Origin of the sequence: Pseudactinotalea sp. Z1732, assembly GCF_049724975.1 — a bacterium.
In the GTDB taxonomy this organism is placed as follows: Bacteria; Actinomycetota; Actinomycetes; order Actinomycetales; family Beutenbergiaceae; genus CALKWS01.
This window is the reverse complement of record NZ_JBMPQC010000009.1, coordinates 1-16,576: the sequence shown is the minus strand read 5'-3', so window position 1 is coordinate 16,576 and position 16,576 is coordinate 1. Positions and strand designations below refer to the sequence as shown.

At 71.8% G+C, this 16,576-nt stretch carries 16 protein-coding genes and 1 rRNA gene; 3 read left to right on the top strand and 14 right to left on the bottom strand.

The genetic code is table 11. The features are described from left to right. The first annotated feature begins 6 nt into the window (after nucleotides 1-6). Genes ACPL7H_RS14760 through ACPL7H_RS14750 form a run of 3 tightly spaced genes read left to right on the top strand, consistent with a single transcriptional unit; the run spans nucleotide 7 to nucleotide 2,578 of the window. A complete protein-coding gene (locus tag ACPL7H_RS14760; protein WP_424787856.1) occupies nucleotides 7-831 on the top strand; it encodes an ABC transporter ATP-binding protein in 825 nt (274 codons plus the stop codon). After that, nucleotides 828-1,583: an ABC transporter permease gene (locus ACPL7H_RS14755; protein WP_424797608.1), complete on the top strand. Its 756-nt coding sequence runs from the start codon at nucleotides 828-830 to the stop codon at nucleotides 1,581-1,583. Before ACPL7H_RS14760 ends, ACPL7H_RS14755 begins: the two co-directional genes overlap by 4 nt. Before the next feature lie 29 nt (nucleotides 1,584-1,612). Next, complete coding sequence (locus tag ACPL7H_RS14750) at nucleotides 1,613-2,578, top strand: COX15/CtaA family protein (RefSeq protein ID WP_424787858.1); 966 nt, start codon at nucleotides 1,613-1,615, stop codon at nucleotides 2,576-2,578. On the opposite strand, the gene ACPL7H_RS14745 is transcribed toward ACPL7H_RS14750, so the two are convergent. From ACPL7H_RS14745 to rrf, 14 genes are all read right to left on the bottom strand, one after another. Beyond that, entirely contained in the window at nucleotides 2,564-3,202 is a 639-nt protein-coding gene (locus tag ACPL7H_RS14745; RefSeq protein WP_424797607.1) for an NUDIX domain-containing protein, read from the bottom strand. The two genes, ACPL7H_RS14750 and ACPL7H_RS14745, sit on opposite strands and share 15 nt — an antisense overlap. Beyond that, nucleotides 3,199-4,923 carry a CTP synthase gene (locus tag ACPL7H_RS14740; protein ID WP_424797606.1) on the bottom strand — a complete coding sequence of 575 codons (1,725 nt, stop codon included), beginning with the start codon at nucleotides 4,921-4,923 and terminating at the stop codon, nucleotides 3,199-3,201. Before ACPL7H_RS14740 ends, ACPL7H_RS14745 begins: the two co-directional genes overlap by 4 nt. A 19-nt stretch (nucleotides 4,924-4,942) precedes the next feature. Beyond that, nucleotides 4,943-6,046: a glycosyltransferase family 4 protein gene (locus ACPL7H_RS14735; protein ID WP_424797605.1), complete on the bottom strand. Its 1,104-nt coding sequence runs from the start codon at nucleotides 6,044-6,046 to the stop codon at nucleotides 4,943-4,945. Continuing rightward, nucleotides 6,039-7,649, bottom strand: coding sequence for a murein biosynthesis integral membrane protein MurJ (murJ, locus tag ACPL7H_RS14730; RefSeq protein WP_424797604.1), 1,611 nt, complete (start codon nucleotides 7,647-7,649; stop codon nucleotides 6,039-6,041). The genes ACPL7H_RS14735 and murJ overlap by 8 nt, the downstream gene beginning before the upstream one ends. Continuing rightward, nucleotides 7,646-8,485 (bottom strand): hypothetical protein, encoded by an 840-nt coding sequence (locus ACPL7H_RS14725; RefSeq protein WP_424787863.1) that lies wholly within the window; start codon nucleotides 8,483-8,485, stop codon nucleotides 7,646-7,648. The genes murJ and ACPL7H_RS14725 overlap by 4 nt, the downstream gene beginning before the upstream one ends. Beyond that, nucleotides 8,482-9,615, bottom strand: coding sequence for a copper transporter (locus ACPL7H_RS14720; RefSeq protein ID WP_424797603.1), 1,134 nt, complete (start codon nucleotides 9,613-9,615; stop codon nucleotides 8,482-8,484). Before ACPL7H_RS14720 ends, ACPL7H_RS14725 begins: the two co-directional genes overlap by 4 nt. A gap of 28 nt (nucleotides 9,616-9,643) precedes the next feature. Further along, on the bottom strand, nucleotides 9,644-10,837 hold the full coding sequence (steA, locus tag ACPL7H_RS14715) for a putative cytokinetic ring protein SteA (protein ID WP_424797602.1): 1,194 nt from the start codon (nucleotides 10,835-10,837) through the stop codon (nucleotides 9,644-9,646). 5 nt (nucleotides 10,838-10,842) lie between these two features. Continuing rightward, nucleotides 10,843-12,573 (bottom strand): DNA repair protein RecN, encoded by a 1,731-nt coding sequence (recN, locus tag ACPL7H_RS14710; protein WP_424797601.1) that lies wholly within the window; start codon nucleotides 12,571-12,573, stop codon nucleotides 10,843-10,845. Beyond that, nucleotides 12,570-13,409 carry an NAD kinase gene (locus ACPL7H_RS14705; protein WP_424787867.1) on the bottom strand — a complete coding sequence of 280 codons (840 nt, stop codon included), beginning with the start codon at nucleotides 13,407-13,409 and terminating at the stop codon, nucleotides 12,570-12,572. Before ACPL7H_RS14705 ends, recN begins: the two co-directional genes overlap by 4 nt. Beyond that, nucleotides 13,406-14,254, bottom strand: a complete 849-nt coding sequence (locus ACPL7H_RS14700) for a TlyA family RNA methyltransferase (RefSeq protein ID WP_424797600.1) — start codon at nucleotides 14,252-14,254, stop codon at nucleotides 13,406-13,408. Before ACPL7H_RS14700 ends, ACPL7H_RS14705 begins: the two co-directional genes overlap by 4 nt. Nucleotide 14,255: 1 nt before the next feature. Further along, on the bottom strand, nucleotides 14,256-14,402 hold the full coding sequence (locus ACPL7H_RS14695; RefSeq protein WP_424797599.1) for a hypothetical protein: 147 nt from the start codon (nucleotides 14,400-14,402) through the stop codon (nucleotides 14,256-14,258). 41 nt (nucleotides 14,403-14,443) lie between these two features. Then, entirely contained in the window at nucleotides 14,444-15,499 is a 1,056-nt protein-coding gene (locus ACPL7H_RS14690) for an HAD-IIA family hydrolase (RefSeq protein ID WP_424797598.1), read from the bottom strand. Beyond that, nucleotides 15,496-16,140: a hypothetical protein gene (locus ACPL7H_RS14685; protein ID WP_424797597.1), complete on the bottom strand. Its 645-nt coding sequence runs from the start codon at nucleotides 16,138-16,140 to the stop codon at nucleotides 15,496-15,498. Before ACPL7H_RS14685 ends, ACPL7H_RS14690 begins: the two co-directional genes overlap by 4 nt. 319 nt (nucleotides 16,141-16,459) lie before the next feature. Further along, a 5S ribosomal RNA gene (gene rrf / locus ACPL7H_RS14680) occupies nucleotides 16,460-16,576 on the bottom strand.

Below are 16,576 nucleotides of genomic sequence, written 5' to 3'. Positions count from 1 at the left end.
GCGAGCGTGTCCACACCCTGCGTGCACCTGGAGCAGGTGAGCCTGAGTTTCGGCCCCGTGCCGGTGCTGCGGAACCTGTCCTGGCAGGCCGAGGCCGGCCAGGTGACCGCGGTCCTGGGCCCCAACGGCGCCGGCAAGACCACCACGATGCTCACCTGTGAGGGTCTGCTGCGTCCGGACTCCGGACGGGTGCGGGTGCTGGGGCTGGATCCGCACACCGACGCGGCCGCGTTGCGCCCCCGGGTGGGCGTGATGATCCAGGACGGGGGTCTGCCGGTGATGGCCCACGCCCGAGCCCTGCTGGACCATGTGGCCCGGTTGTACGCCCACCCCCACGACACCGGCGAACTGGCCGACCTGCTCGGAATCGGGGAATTCGCCCGGACCGCGGTGCGGCGCCTGTCCGGGGGCCAGCGCCAGCGACTGGCGCTGGCGCTGGCGATCGTGGGCAGACCCGAACTGGTGTTCCTGGACGAGCCGACCGCCGGCTTGGACGCCCACGGCCGCGAGGTGGTCTGGGACCTGGTCCGGGGCCTGCGCGCAGCCGGCACCTCGGTGATCCTGAGCACCCACGTGATGGAGGAGGCCGAGTCCCTGGCCGATCAGGTGGTGATCATGGACCGCGGTGTCGTGGTCGCCGCCGGCAGTCCCGGCGAGCTGACCGGCGCGGGCGAGGACGTCAACCGCGTGCACATCACCGGCCCGATCGACGCCGAGGCGCTCGGGGCGCTGCGCAGTGTGGCCACCGAGCACGGACTCGATGTGTCCGTGCCATCCGAGCGGGCCCTGCGCGAGGTGTTCCTGGACCTGACCGGGCCGGAGGAACGATGACCCACACGCTCGGTCTCGCCCCGCATCCCGGTGCCGCGTCGCGACCCCGGCGGGTGCTGGCCCAGGCTTCCTTCGAGGTGCGCACCACGCTGCGGCACGGTGAGCAGCTGCTCATCACCGCGATCCTGCCCGCCCTGTTCATGGTCGTCCTGGCGCGCACCGAGGTCTTCACCCTGCCGGTATCCGGCGGGCAGGAACGGATCGACCTGGTCACACCCGGCGTGCTCGCGCTGGCGGTGCTCTCCAGTGCCTTCACCGGCCCGGCGATCGCCACCGGGTTCGACCGGCGGGCCGGCGCCCTGCGGCTGCTCGCCACCACTCCGCTGGGCCGCGGCGGGCTGCTGGCCGGGCGGATTCTCGGGGTGGGATTCATCCAGGTGCTCCAGGTGGCGCTACTTGCCTCGCTCGCCGTGACACTGGGTTGGCGCCCACCACTGGCCGGTGCCGCGCTCGGGGCACTGCCCTTCGCCGCCGGGACGGCGGCCTTCACCGCGTTGGCGATGCTGGTGGCCGGCACGCTTCGGACCGAGGCGGTGCTGGCAGGGTCGAACCTGCTGTGGGTGCTGATGGCGATCGGCGGCGGCGTGCTGTTACCCACCGGATCGCGCTGGCTGCCCTCGGCCGCGCTGGGCGACGGCCTCCGCGCGGCGATGAACCTGGAGGTGGCCACGGTCGCTGTGTGCACCGCCATCCTGATCGGGTGGGCGGGTGTCCTCACCGCCGGGGCGCTGCGCTGGTTCCGCTGGCATTGAGGCGCCCGCACACCACGTATCCTGGGCGGGTGGACGTCGAACGTGTGCGCCGTTGGATCCCCGTAGTCGCCTGGGCCAATCTCGTGGTCCAGATCGGCATCATCATCACCGGGGGCGCGGTCCGCCTGACCGGTTCGGGGCTGGGCTGTTCCACCTGGCCCAACTGTGAGCCCGGGCAGTTCACCCCGCAACTGCGCGACGCCACCGACTTCCACGGAGCGATCGAGTTCGGCAACCGCGCCCTGGCCGCGGTGGTGTTCGTCGTCGCCCTGTCCCTGGTGGTGCTGCTGGTGGTGGCCGGGCGCAAGCAACCGCACCGGCGCCGCCGCGGGCTCGAGGCGCTCGCTGCCGGCATCGCCGCAGGTGTGCTCATCCAGGCGGTCGTGGGCGGGATGACGGTGTGGTTCGAGTTGCATCCGGCCCTGGTCGGTTCGCACTTCCTGCTCTCCGGTGTGCTGGTGGCCGCCTCGACCTACCTGCTGGCGCGCCTGCGCGAGGGTGATGGCCCGCCCAGGCCGCTCGCGGCCGAGGGTCTGGGTCCGGTACGCACCCTGGTGGTGGTCCTGATGCTGGTGACCGTGGTGCTGGTGGTCCTGGGGGTGATCGTCACCGGCGCCGGCCCGCACTCCGGTGATCAGGACGTCGGCTACCGGTTCGCCGTGGACCCGGTCTCGGTGGCGCGGGTGCACGCCGGTGCGGCCTGGGCATTCACCGCCACGGTGATCACCCTGCTGGTGCTGCTGCACCGGGCCCGGGCGAACGTGGGGGCCGGTGCTGAACTCACCCGAGCGCGCCGCCGCACCTGGGTGCTGCTTGCGGTGACGCTGGCCCAGGGGGTGGTCGGCTACGTGCAGTACTTCACCGGGCTCCCGGAACTGCTGGTGGGGATCCACCTGTTCGCCGCCGCGGTGCTGATCGCCGCGGTCACCTTCACCGTCACCGGACTGCGGGTCCGCGAGCCGGTCCCGGCGACCGAGACGCTACAGGCCGCCTGAGCGCGGCACCCACGCGGCGTCGGCGGGGCGTAGACCGTCCCAGTCGCGGCCGGCCAGGGCGTGGGCGGCCAGTGCGCCCGCGACGGTGCTGGGGTTGTGGATCCGGCCGGCCAGCACCGCATCGGCCGCCTCCTCCAGGGCCACCCACCGGCTGATCATGCCGGCCTCCTCGGCCACCCGCTGGTGCCGGTCGCGCGTGGGCACCTGGTGCAGGTCCCGGGCCAGGAACACCCTGACCGCCTCGTCCGAGCCACCGGGGCTGGTGTAGAAGTCCACCAGGGTGTCCCAGCGAGCGGCGCGCAGATCCGCTTCCTCGGCCAGTTCCCGCGCCGCTGCGGCCACCAGATCCTCTCCCTGTTGATCCAGGAGGCCGGCGGGGACCTCCCACAGGTAGGAGCGCACGGGGTGGCGGTACTGGCGCAGCAGCAGCATCCGTCCGGCCTCATCCAGGGCCACGATCGCTACCGCCCCGGGATGGCGCAGGTACTCGCGCACCACCTGCCCGCCGGGGCCCAGGTCCACGTCCTGGCTGACCAGATCCATCACGGCGCCACGATGGATCTCCACCAGGTCGCCGGTCCGGAGCCGCGCCGGTTCGTCGGCGAATCCGGCCGCCGCGCTCACTCCCCGGCCGCCAGCGGCGCCGGCTCGACCTCGATCAGACGGGTCTGGCGCTGACGGTCCAGTGCTGCCCCGATCAGTCCCCGGAACAACGGGTGGGCCCGGGTGGGCCGGGACTTGAATTCCGGGTGGGCCTGGGTGGCCACGTAGTAGGGGTGCTGCTCGGTGTCGAGCTCCACGAACTCGACCAGTTCGGAGTCCGGGGACCGACCCGAGATCACCAGGCCGGCCTCGGCCAGGTCCCCGCGGTAGGCGTTGTTCACCTCGTACCGGTGCCGGTGGCGCTCGCTCACGTGCTCGGCGTCGTAGGTACGGGCCACCAGGGAGCCCGGCGTCAGTACCGCCGGGAAGGACCCCAGTCGCATCGTTCCGCCGAGTTGGCCCTCCCCGCCGACGTTCTGACGTTGCTCGGCCATCGTGGCCACCACCGGATGGTCCGTCTGGGGATCGAACTCGCTGGAGGAGGCATCGTCGAGCCCGAGTACGTTGCGCGCGTACTCGATCACCATCGCCTGCATTCCCAGGCAGATGCCCAGGGTGGGCACCTGCTGCTCCCGTGACCAGCGCAGCGCCCCGAGTTTGCCCTCGATGCCACGCACGCCGAAACCGCCGGGCACCAGCACGCCGTCGACCCCGGCCAGCGCCTGACGGGCAGCCTCGGGGGTGGCACAGGCATCGGAGGGGACCCACCGGATGTTCACCCGGGCGTTCTCGGCGAATCCTCCGGCGCGCAGCGCCTCGGTCACCGACAGGTAGGCATCGGGCAGGTCGATGTACTTGCCCACGAGCGCGATCTCGACCGCGTGGGCCGGGTGGTGAACCCGTTCCAGCAACGTGTGCCAGGTGTCCCACTGCACGTCCCGGAACGGGATCCCCAGACGCCGGATCACGTAGGCGTCCAGCCCCTCGGAGTGCAGCACCTTGGGGATGTCGTAGATGCTGGCAGCGTCGATACAGGTGATGACCGCCTCGCGATCGACGTCACACATCGCGGCCAGTTTGGCCTTGACCGACTCCGGGATGTCCCGGTCGGCCCGCGCCACGATCGCATCGGGCTGGATACCGATGCTGCGCAGCGCGGCCACCGAGTGCTGGGTGGGTTTGGTCTTCAGTTCCCCGCTGGGACCCAGATAGGGGATCAGCGAGACGTGCACGAAGAAACAGTTGTCCCGACCGATGTCCTGACGGACCTGCCGGGCCGCCTCCAGGAACGGCTGGGACTCGATATCGCCGACGGTCCCCCCGACCTCGGTGATGATCACATCGGGTGCCTCCCGGTCATCACCCGGAGTGGCCTGGGCACGCATCCGGCGCTTGATCTCATCGGTGATGTGGGGGATCACCTGCACGGTGTCGCCCAGGTACTCCCCGCGGCGCTCCTTGGCGATCACCTCCGAGTACACCTGGCCCGTCGTCACGTTCGCCTCGGCGCTCAGGTTCGCGTCCAGGAAACGCTCATAGTGCCCGATGTCCAGGTCGGTCTCGGCGCCGTCCTCGGTGACGAACACCTCACCGTGCTGGAAGGGGTTCATCGTGCCCGGATCCACGTTCAGGTACGGGTCCAGTTTCTGCATCGTCACCCGCATGCCGCGGGCGGTGAGCAACTGGCCCAGGCTGGCGGCCGTCAGGCCCTTGCCGAGGGATGACGCCACACCGCCGGTCACGAAGATGTGCCGGGGAACGGGGGGCAGGTTGCCGGGAAGCCGGTCCGAAGAGATCACCACGGACTCCCACTCTAACCGATCAGACCAGGGTTCGGTAGCAGCGTTGTATCTGGGCGAGCGTATCGGCGCGGCTAGGGAGCTCGCCCCGACGGCGACGCGCAGCCGCACCCAGTTCGGTAGCCAGAGCGGCATCGGTCAGGACCGCGCTGACGCGCTCGGCCATCGCGCCGGCGTCCCCGTAGGGCACCAGGAGCGCGGCATCCCCGGTCACCTCCCCGGTGCCACCCACATCGGTGGCCACGATCGGGCGGCCCGCGCGCAAGGCCTCCTGCAGGTTCAGCGGCTGCCCCTCCCAGGAACTGGTCGAGACCACCACGTCGGCAAGGGCGAGCAGTTCCGGGGCGTCGCTGCGGTGACCCAGGACGTGCACCGGCAATCCCGCCTCCCCCGCGCGCCGGCGCAGGTCCTCCAGCATCGGCCCGCCGCCGGCGACCAGCCAGTGCACCTGCGGCACCCGCTCGACCAGCAGCACCGCGGCCTCCATGAGCAGATCCAGACCCTTCTGCGGTGCGAGCCGCGCCAGGGTCAGCACCACCGGCGCGTCCTCGGGCAGGCCCAACTCCCGGCGCAGGGCCATCAGGGCCTCGGTGCCCGGTCCGGCATCGTCGTCCCCGGTGGGTCGCCCCGGGGGGAACGGGGCCGGCACCAGGGCCCGCTCGGCGTAGGCGGCACCCAGGTCCCGGGCGCGGTCCACCAGGTCCCCGCTGACGCCCAGGATCACCTGGGCGCGGCGTGTCACCAGCCGTTCCAGCACGGCGCCCACCGCGCGTACCCGCGCTGACCCGACGGGCTTGTTGTGCAACGTGACCACGAGCCCGGGGCCTCGCCGGCCGGTCAGCGCCAACGCGGCCAGGGCGCCGGCACGCAATCCGTGGGCGTGCAGCACGTCGGCACCACGGGAGAGTGCCCGGATCCGGCCGATCGCCCGGAGATCGGCGGGTCTGGGCCGCTCGGCGATGTCGACCACCCGCGTGGGCGCCTCGGTCGTGGCCACCACATCGGCCGGGCCGGCCAGCACCACCCGGTGGCCGGACTCACGGAGCCCGGCTGTGAGGTCCTGGGCGTGCCGGCCGGCACCCCCGGTGGTGGTGCCGGTCAGTTGCAGAACGTGTAGGTCAGCCACGAACCCTCCGGAAGACGTTGACGGTGCCGCGGTCGCCTGCGGCCACGGCCAGGCCGACCAGCCCCATCGAGACCACCGCCCCGAGCAGACCGGCCATGATCGCCGAGATCAGTGAGTGCCCCGCCAGGTCCAGGACGGCCGCGGTGGCGAACCGCCCGATCAGCGCCCCCACCAGGGTCCCGGCGCCGGCCACCGCCACCGAGCGGCCGATCGCACCGAGTACGCGCCGGTGCACCACGTTCGCGAATGCCCCCAGCAGCGCGACCGCCGCGACCGTCATCCCCACGCTGTGGCCCAGCCCGAGCGCGGCCAGGGTGCCCGGCCCGTCTCCTCCCTCCGGTGCCCAGGCGAACACGCCGACGAGGCAGGCCAGCGAGACCACCGCCCACCCCAGTGAGGTGGCGGCCAGCGCGGCGCGGCTGCGGTCCATCGCGTACAACACCCGGGTGACGTGGAATGTCAGCGACAGGCCCACCACCCCCGGCGCCATCCAGGTCAGCGCCTGGCTCATCCCGGTGGTGTCGTTCCAGGTGGCGAAGACCTGCGCGATCGCCGGGGCTACCGCGATCAGGCCGGCCACCCCGGCGAAGGAGACCGCGAGCACGGCCCGGGTGGAGGTCTCGGCGACCCGGGCGAAGGGGGCCAGGTCGGAGTGGGCGGCTAGTTCGGCCAATCGCGGATAGACGGCGGTGGCCAGCGGCACCGCGAGCACAGCGTAGGGCAACCAGTACACCGCCTGGGACCACTGGAACAGGTTGATGGTGCCGTCCACGCCGCCGTTCAGCGCCAGCAGCATCACCACCACCACCGAGACCTGTTGGGCCAGCAGCGCACCGACGCCGGCCAGGGCGAGTGCGCGGGCCCGTGCGGCCACCCCGGGCGGGAACCGCAACCGCGGACGCAGCCGTACGCCGCAGCGCCAGACCGGGATCAGCAACGGCAGCGCCATCACGGCCACTCCTGCGGTCGTCCCCCAGGCCAGCACCGCCAGGGCGGTGTCGGACAGACGCCCGGGCTCATCCTGCAGCCCGTTCGCCAGGTAGCCGAAGGCGACGTAGGTCGCCATCACCATCAGCGTGGACAGGATCGGCGCCAGCGCGGGGGCCAGGAATCGCTTGTGCGCCTGGAGCACCCCGGTGAGTACCACCCCGATTCCGTAGAGCACCACCTGTGGGGAGAACACGATGAGGAAGTAGGTGACCAACTCCACCTGCGCGGCGCCATCGGCTCCCTGCGGGGTCGGCAGCAGGGTGGCGATCTGGCGGGCGAACAGTCCGAGCAGGAGCGCCACCGGGGTCAGCACCATCACTGCCCAGGTGAGCAGGGCGGAGGCGATCTGGTTCACCTCACCGCGCAGCCGGCGGGCGATGGGCCCGGCCAGCACCGGGATGACCGCTCCGGCCAGAGCCCCTCCGGCGACCACCTCGTAGAGCACGTTCGGCACCAGGTTCGCCGCCCCGTAGGCGGTGCCGGTGGCACTGGCCTGCACGGTGGCCGACTGCACCAGCCAACGGCCGAACCCCAGCACCCGAGAGACCACGGTCAGGGCAGCGATCAGCGTCGCCGCCCCCGCGATCCCACCGATCAGGTAGCGCAGCCTCACCCGGACCGACCCCAGGTGTCCAGTGCGCGCAGCGCCGGCACAGACTCGATCACCCGGGAGAAACTGACCTTCTCACTCAGCAGGGTCAGGCCCACCACCCCGGCCAGCACGCCGGTGCGCAGCCCGGCGCTGGGGTGCAGGGCCAGGGCCGTGCCGACCAGGGCTCCCAGGGCGTTCGCCCCGGCATCCCCCAGCATCGTCTCCTCGGTCAGGTCGGTGTGCCACGAGGCGGCCGTCACCGCCAGCGCACCGGTGGCCAGCGGGGCGCCCGGGCTACGGCCCAGCGCCGGTCCGAGGCTGAGCGCACCGGCAACCTTGAGCGCCCGGCCCGGCCGCAGATCGAACAGGTTGAGCAGATTCGCGGTGCCGGCGATCAGCGCTGCAGAGGTCAGCACGTCCCCGCCCCGGGCCAACCGCCCGGGGGCTGGCCCGGAGCCACGCCGCCCGGCTGCGGTGCCGATCATGGCACCGATCAGCGCGGCGCCGGAGATCCCCAGGAGTTTGGCCCCCCCGGTGGTCAACCGGCCCTGCGCAAGCGCTCGTACGTGGCCGCGCAGTCCCTTGTCCACGCTGTCGGTGTCCCGGTCATCGAGCGCGCCGAGCACACCGGCGGTGCCGGCGGTCACGACCGCGGCCGCGCCCGCGCGACCGCCGGCCCCGGCAGCGCTCGCGACCGCCCCGGCCGCCGTGGACAGCCCACCGGTGAGGCTGACCTGGTTTCCGCGGAAGTTCGATCGGGTCCAGCGCGGCGTACCCGCAGGCAGGGTCGAGCGCAGGATCTCGCTGAGGCTGGCCGTCAGGCCGGCACCGAGTGCGGACGCGGCCAGCCTGCTCATCCCTCGTTCACCCCGTCGGCGCCGGTGTCCTCCTGCCCGGCACCATCGTCCTGCTCGTCGGTGTCATCGGTGCCCGCTGCGCCGTCACCGGCCTCGCCGTCCTCCGCATCCTCGCCGGCCCCGGTGTCCGCATCGGTCTCCGGGGCATCGGGTGAGCCCGGTGCGAAGTCCTCGGGGTCGGGCGGGGGGAGCATGGTGGTGCTCGGGAATCCCTCCTCGGCGCTGTCGGTGGTGCCGTAGGCCCCGCCGGACCCGGCGATGTCAGCGGCCAGGGCCAGCGGGACGGTCACCTGACCGGTGATCAGATCCACTCCGTCCACGGTGCTCATCGCCTCGCTGAGCGCCTCCTGCTCGCGCACCGCGAGCACCAGGTTGCCCTCCTCGCGTGCGGCACCGGCGAGTACGTTGCCCTCCCCGGTTCGGGCCAGCCCGGTGAGGGTGGAGATCAGCACCACGTTGGTCTGGCCGGCCAGTTCGACGTCCTCGACCTCCTCGGTGCCGTCGATCACCACGGTGGCGTAGGCCGGGGCGCTGGGGGCTTCGATCTCCTCGATCAGGTCGGAGGAGATCAACAGGTCATACATCGCCTCGGCCTGCTCGGAGGCCTGGCCGGTATTCTCCGGGTCCCGCAGCGTCAGGGCCTGCCCCAGGGCGGTCCCGAGGATCTGATCGGCGCCGGTGTCGTCGTCCGGCTGGGGGTTGAGGTAGGCGGCGATGTTGCCCGCGATCCCGGACCGGAAGGCGCGCTGACCGGGGTCGGTCCAGCCCTCGGCCAGCACGGTGCGCGAGGTCACCTCGGCACCGGCCTGGTCCAGACGGGCCAGCACGGCATCGACCGCGTCACCCCCGGCGCCGGGCAGTTCCACGACGGCGACGGTGCGGCCCTCGAGCGCCCCGCTGAGCAGCACCGGGCTGGCGGCCGCGACGAACTGCGCGGTTTCGGCGCCGTCGGCCTCGGCCTCGTCCAGAGCCTGGCGCAGGTCCTCCCGCTCCACCCGGAGCTGGTCCACCTGCCCGGACAGTTCCTCGGCCAGGTAGTCCCGCAACGGACCCGCGCCGATCACGATGCCCACGGCCAGTGCCATGAACACCGCGATCAGGGAGACGATGTGGTAGCGGAAATCGATCACGTGCAGTCCTTCTCTCGCATGGCCGGCTTCAGAACATCGCCGCGAACAGGCCGCGGAACCACGAGAGGATGTCATCGAGGCGGGTGAGCAGGATCCCGAAAATGGTCTGGCCGGCGGGGGTGACGGCCAGCGCGGTGATCAGCGCGGCCAGGCCGGCCAGGATGAGGCCGGTGAGTTGCCAGTTGGAGATGCGGTGCTGGTACAGGCGCGAGACGCCCTTGGCGTCGATGAGCTTGCCGCCCACGCGCAGGCGGGTCAGGAAGGTGGAGGCCATTCCGGCCCGGCCCTTGTCGAGGAACTCCACCAGGGTGCCGTGGGTGCCCACGGCCACGATGAGTTCGGCCCCCTTGTCATCGGCGAGGAGCATCGCCACGTCCTCGCTGGTGCCGGTGGCGGGGAACACCACCGGTTCCAAGCCGAGTTTCTCCACGCGCTCCCGGCCCGGGGCCCGGCCGTCCCGGTAGGCGTGCACCACGATCTCGGCGCCGCTGAGCAGGGTCCTGTCGGACACCGAGTCCATGTCCCCGACGATCATGTCGGGTTTGAGGCCGGATTCCAGGATCGCGTCGGCTCCGCCGTCCACCCCGATCAGCACCGGCCGGTACTCGCGGATATAGGACCTCAGCATGCTCAGGTCCTCGCGGTAGTGGTAGCCGCGTACCACGATCAGGACGTGCCGGCCCTCCAGATCGGTGCGGACCTCGGGAACTCCGACCCCGTCCAGGAGCAGTTCGCGCTCGGCCCGCATGTAGTCCATGGTGTTGGCCGCGAAGGCCTCCAACTGGACCGAGAGTCCGGCCCGGGCCTCCTCCATCGCCTCCTCGACCATCGCGGGGGTCTGCTCGGTGCCCTCGGCCACCACTGAGCCGTCGGCGTCGAGGACGGTGTCGGCCTCCAGGCGTACCTTGCTGCCCTCCGAGAGGGTCATCACGTCCGAGCCCAAGTCGTCCAGCAGCGGGATGCCGGCCTCGATCAGGATCTGTGGGCCCAGGTTGGGGTAACGCCCGGAGATGGAGACCGCGGCGTTGAGTACCGCGGCCGGCCGGCAGGCGACGAGCGCCTCGGCCGAGACCCGGTCGATGTCGATGTGGTCGATGACGGCGACCTCACCGGGTTTGAGGCGCTTGGTCAGGGACTTGGTCCGGCTGTCCACGCGCACGCTGAGCAGATCACCCGTCGTGGGCGTGTCGTCGGTGCCGGCGCGTTTGGACAGGGTTCTCATCCGATCTATGGTCGCACGTGCGTGCGGGCCAGCAGGTCAGCGGCATGCTGACGGGCGGCCTGCGAATCTTCCTCGCCGGAGAGCATACGGGCCAGTTCGGCTTCGCGACGCTCACCGTACACGTGCTCGATATCACTGTTGGTCACGCTCTGGGCGTCCGTGCGCTTGGTGACCACCACGTGTTTCTCCGCGAACGCGGCTACCTGCGCCAGGTGCGTGATCACGATCACCTGGGTATGCCGCGCGAGCTCGGCCAGCCGGCGGCCCACCTCCATCGCGGCGCGGCCGCCCACCCCGGCATCGACTTCGTCGAAGACGAACGTGGGCAGCGGCTCGGCATCGGTGGCCCTCGATCGGGCCAGGGCCACCTCGATGGCCAGCATCACCCGGGACAGTTCCCCGCCGGAGGCTCCCTTGCCCAGGGGCCGGGCCGGTGCCCCGGGATGCGGGGTGAGCAGGAACCGGACATCCTCGGCGCCGTGCTCGCCCGGCTCGGTCCGCGGCTGCAGTTCCACCTGCAGTGAGGCCCCGGTCATGGCCAGGCTCGTCAGTTCGGACCGCACTGCCGCGCACATGGTCTCGGCGGCCCGCTGGCGGCCCCGGGTGATGGTGGTGGCCAGCGTCTCGGCGGCCTCGGTCCGCTCGGCCAGATGGGCGACCAGCCCTTCACGCCCCGCCCCCGGTGCGGTGAGATCGGCGATGCGTTCTTCGGCCCGCTCGAGGAAGGCGAGCAGCCGGTCGGCGGCGTCGGTGTCGGCGTCGGCCTCCTGTGCCGGTGCGTAGGTGCGGGCGGCCTGGGCGATCGAGGCGCGGCGCTGGTGCACCAGGTCCAACCGGGCCGGGTCGGCCTCGAGCCGGGCCAGGTACCCGGCGGCTTCGCCCGCCAGGTCCGAGAGCACGTACGTGGCCTGGTCCAGCTGGGTGGCCCAGTCGGCGATATCGGAATCGAAACCCGTGGCCGCCTCCACCTGCCGGTGGGCCTGTTCCAGCAGGGCCAGCACGTGCACGCCCTCAGCGTCCGGGCCACCGGACAGTGCCGCCGAGAGGCTCGTCGCGGCCAGGCGCAGGTCCTCCACGTTGCCCAGCCGTTCCGACTCTGCCCGCAGCCGGGCGTCCTCACCGGGTTGGAGTTCCAGCTCCTGCACCTGCGCCACAGCGCTGCGCAGATGGTCCAACTCGGCTTCCCGCTGCCCCTCGTCGGCGTCCCAGTCCGCCAGTGCCTGCTCGGCCGCCAACCGCTCCCGGTGGGCGCGGGCGAAGGACCTGAGGGTGTCGGCGTGGCCGGCGAAGTCGTCCAGCGCGGCCCGTTGGTGAGCCGTGGAGCGCAGCCGGTGCTGGTCGCTCTGGCCGTGCACGGTGACCAGGGACTCCCCCACCTCGGTGAGCAGTCCGGCCGGCACCGAGCGACCACCCAGGTGGGCCCTGGAGCGGCCGGTGGCCGAGACGCTGCGCGATACCAGGAGGGCGCCGGCGTCCAGGAGTGCGCCGGCGTCGGTGGCCACCCGTAGCGCCGGGTGCCCCGGAGGTGGGACCAGCCGGCCCTCGGCCGTGGCCTGCTCCGCTCCGGGGCGGACCGCGGCGGAGTCGGCCTTGCGGCCCAGGATGAGTGCGAGCCCGCTGAGCACCATCGTCTTGCCTGCTCCGGTCTCTCCGGTGATCACCGTCAGGCCCGGTGCAGGTTCGATCCGTGCGGCAGAGATCACACCCAGGTCGGTGATGGACAGTTCCTCGATCAATTCTGCTGCCCCGTCCCGCGCCAGCCCTGGACGGGCAGGTTGAACTTGTGCACCAGCCGTGCGGTGAAGGGTGCGGTGTTGAACCGGGCCAGGCGGACCGGCCGCTGGCCGCGCAGCACGTCGATGTGGGCCCCTGGCGGCGCGCTCAGTCGCCGCCGGCCATCGCACCACAGCACCGCCTGGGTCAGGCTGCGGGAGAGGACCTCCACCGACATCCTGGAGTTCGGCCCCACCACCAGCGGCCGGGCGAACAGCGCGTGCGCGCTCACCGGCACCATCAGCATGGCCTCCACATCGGGCCAGACGACCGGACCACCGGCGGAGAAGGCGTAGGCGGTGGAGCCGGTGGGGGTGGCCAGCACCACCCCGTCGCAGCCGAAGGTGGACAGCGCCCGCCCGTCGATGCCCAGCGCCACCTCGATCATCCGCTCGCGCTGATCCTTCTCCACCGAGACCTCGTTGACCGCCCATCCCGAGCGGGTGGAGCCGTCCGGATACTGCACGGTGACGTCCAGGGTCATGCGCTCCTCGACGGTGTAGTCCTGCTCGGCGGCACGGCGGACCAGGTCGGTGAGCTGTTCCGCCTCGTACTCGGCCAGGAAACCCACGTGACCCAGGTTGATACCCACCAGCGGGGTGGGCCGGGACCGGGTGAGTTCGACGGTGCGCAGGATGGTGCCGTCCCCGCCGAGCACGATCGCGAGTTCCAGGTCGCCGTCGTCGGCCTGCCAGACCGCCTGGATGCCGTAGCGGCCCAGCTCCTCGGCAACCAGCGCCGCGGCACGCTTGGCCGCGGCACGGTGCGGGTGGGCCTGCACCAGAAAACGTCGTGTCATGGGACCGCCCCAGCCGGCCCGGTCCGGATCGCGGTGTCGATCGCTTCGGCGAGTTCCTCCCCCGCCAGCGCCTCGGCACCCCTCGCGGCGCCGTGACGCAGGTGCAGGAAGTACTCCACATTGCCACTGGGCCCGGGTAACGGGCTGGGCACCACGGCCAGCGCACCCGCACCGAGCCCGGTCGCGCACCGGGCCACCTCGGCCACGGCCCAGGCGCGCAGACTCTCCTCCCGCACCACCCCGCCCGAACCCAGGCGCTCCCGGCCCACCTCGAACTGGGGTTTGACCATGAGCAGCAGGTCCGCCCGGTCGGCACTGAGCGCGAGCAGCGCGGGCAGCACCAGCGTCAGGGAGATGAAGGACAGGTCGGCGGTGATGAGCTCCGGAGGCGGCTGCACCTGATCCGGCATGAGGGTGCGCACATTGGTCCGGTCCAGCACCGTGACCCGTTCATCGGTGCGCAGTTTCCAGTCCAGCTGGCCATAACCCACGTCGACGGCGACCACGTGCGCGGCGCCGCGCCGGAGCAGTACGTCGGTGAATCCGCCCGTGGAGGCTCCGGCGTCCAGCACTCGGCGGTCCCGCACCCGCGGTGCCCGCTCGCCGAGCGCATCCAGGGCGCCGGCCAGTTTGTGTCCGCCTCGGGAGACGTACTCCGGGGCGGCGTCCTGGTCGGCCGGAAGCAGGCGGACAGGCTGGGCGGGCAGCAGTTGTGTGGCGGCTTTGGTGGCGCGTTGCCCGTCCAGCAGCACCCGACCGGCGCCGATCAACTCGGCCGCGTGCTGGCGCGACCGGGCCAGACCCCGGCGCACCAGTTCGGCATCCAGGCGCACGCGTCGCGACACGTCAGTTCTCTGCTTCGGCCAACCGGTCCTGCAGGGCCCGGTACAGCGCCTCGAAGGCGGGAACGTGCGCAGGCAGGTCCGTTTCGGGAAGGTCTGCCACGGCACGCAGCGCTGCCGCGATCTCCGGGTGTTCGGTTGCACTGCTCACCTCCTGCCTCCTTTCGGTGCCCACGCTACCGTGATCGGTGCTCAGCCCTGGTCGACCATGCGCACGTGTGGGAGATCGACGGGCAGGACCGAGTCCACTGCCGCCGCGTCGCTGGCCTCCCAGGCGGCCGCTGCTGCGGCCCGGACCTCATCCACGCCCATCTCGTTCGTCTGCTCCCCGAGCCTCACGTCGCCACCGTCCCGGCGGAGCACCACCGCCTCGCCCTCGATCCGCGCCGCCGCGCCGGCGCAGGTCCACCACCCTTCTGCGCGGGTGGGCTCGGGGTGCACCTGGGCGAGCGCGCGCAGATCCAGGCCGAGGAAGGCGGGACGATGAGCGACGACGGCGCGGATCACCTGGGTGGGTCCGTCCACCCCGGTACACACGTGCAGTCCCGGGATCTGCGCGGCGCGGGCTCCGGCCAGGTCGGTATCGAGCCGGTCCCCCACCACCAGTGGTCGCTGCGCACCGCCCGCCCGGGCGGCTTGGTGGAAGATCTCGGGTCCGGGTTTGCCGGTGCTTCGCGGCTGTTTGCCGGTGGCGGCCACCACCGCCGCCACCAGGGCTCCGTTCCCGGGCGCGAATCCGCGTTCAGTGGGGAGTGAGGCATCCAGGTTGGATGCCACGTGCTGGGCTCCTGCCGCAATGGCATAGGCGGCCTCGGCGAGGTCGTGCCATGCGATCTCGGGGGTGAACCCCTGGACGACGACCGTCGGTGACTGCGTGGCGGATTCCACCAGGTGCAGCCCCTCGTCAGTGATGGCCTGGCGCAGACCCGTGCCACCGATGACAAGAACGCGGGTGTGCTCATCCGCCTCGGCACTGACGAGCGCGGCAGCCGCCATCGCGGCCGTGGTCACTTCCTCGGGGCCGGTCGGCACACCGAGGTCGGTGAGATGGTCGGCCACAGTCTGCGGGGTGCGCGCGGCGTTGTTCGTGACGAACACCGTGCGCATGCCCCCGGCGCGCGCCACCTGAATCGCCGCCGGAGCATGCTCCACCGCGTCGGCGCCGACATAGACCACGCCGTCCAGGTCCAGCAGCGCACAGTCGAAGGTGTCCTGCAACGGCGCGGTGCTCCCGCTCAGGCCGGTCACCGCGGGTGATCCCGGCCGCCGTGCTCCTCCCCGGGTAGTTCCAGGAAGACCACGTCATCATCCTCGGGTTCAGGCAGTTCCGCCTGCAGAGCCGCCGCCTCGGCCTCACGCCCGAGAGCCCGGAGGACGTTGACACGCTGCTCGCTCACCCGAATCTGCTCCGCCGGCCCGCCCACACCTGCGACGCCGTCCAGCGTCAGCAGCGCGGCCTCGGGCTCGCCCAGATCCATCCGTGCACCGGAGGCCACGATCGCCAGCTCCACTCGGTCCACCGCGCTCATGCCCGGCGGTGCCTCGGCGGCCAGGGTCAGCGCCCGCTCGGGCCGGCCCAGACCCCGCTCACAGTCGGCCTCGATGGCCCGGTGGGCGTCCACCCCGCTGAGCCTGCGGACAGTACGCAGTTCACGCAGCGCCTCCGCATAGTTCCCCAACGCATAGGCGGTCAGAGCCACGGCCTCCCGCACCACGTCCACCCGGCCGGCCCGGCGCAGGGCAGCCTGTGCGTGGGCGTAGGCCTGCTGCGGATCGGTATCGAGCAGAGCACCCGCCATCACCAGGTGCTTGGCCACACCCTCGGCATTGTCCTTGGACAGGGTGCGCAACCTGGACCGGGCAGCCCGGTCCAGATCCGTGGCCTCCACGTCGGGATCGATCGGGGGATCGGGAACCCGCTCGGCGCGTTCGGCTTCGCGGGGCCGGCGCGACCGTTCGGATCCGCCCGGGCGTCCTGGACGGGCTGACCCGCCACGAGACGCCCTCGACCCGCCGTCCCCGCGGAAGCCCCCGGGCCGGCTGCGCGAGCCGCCGCCTGTTTGACTTGATCGCACTGTCGCCTCACTGAACCTTCGACTGAACCGGCTACACCCTATCGAGTTGAAACGTCCCCGGAAGCGGATGAAACACCCCTGGAAACGACTGAGGGCCACCCAGAAAAATCTGGGTGGCCCTCAGCGAAAAGTTGTCCGGCGGCGACCTACTCTCCCACGCAGTCTCCCACGCAGTACCATCGGCGCAGAGGGGCTTAGCTTCCGGGTTCGGAATGGATCCGGGCGTTTCCCCCTCGCTATGACCGCCGCA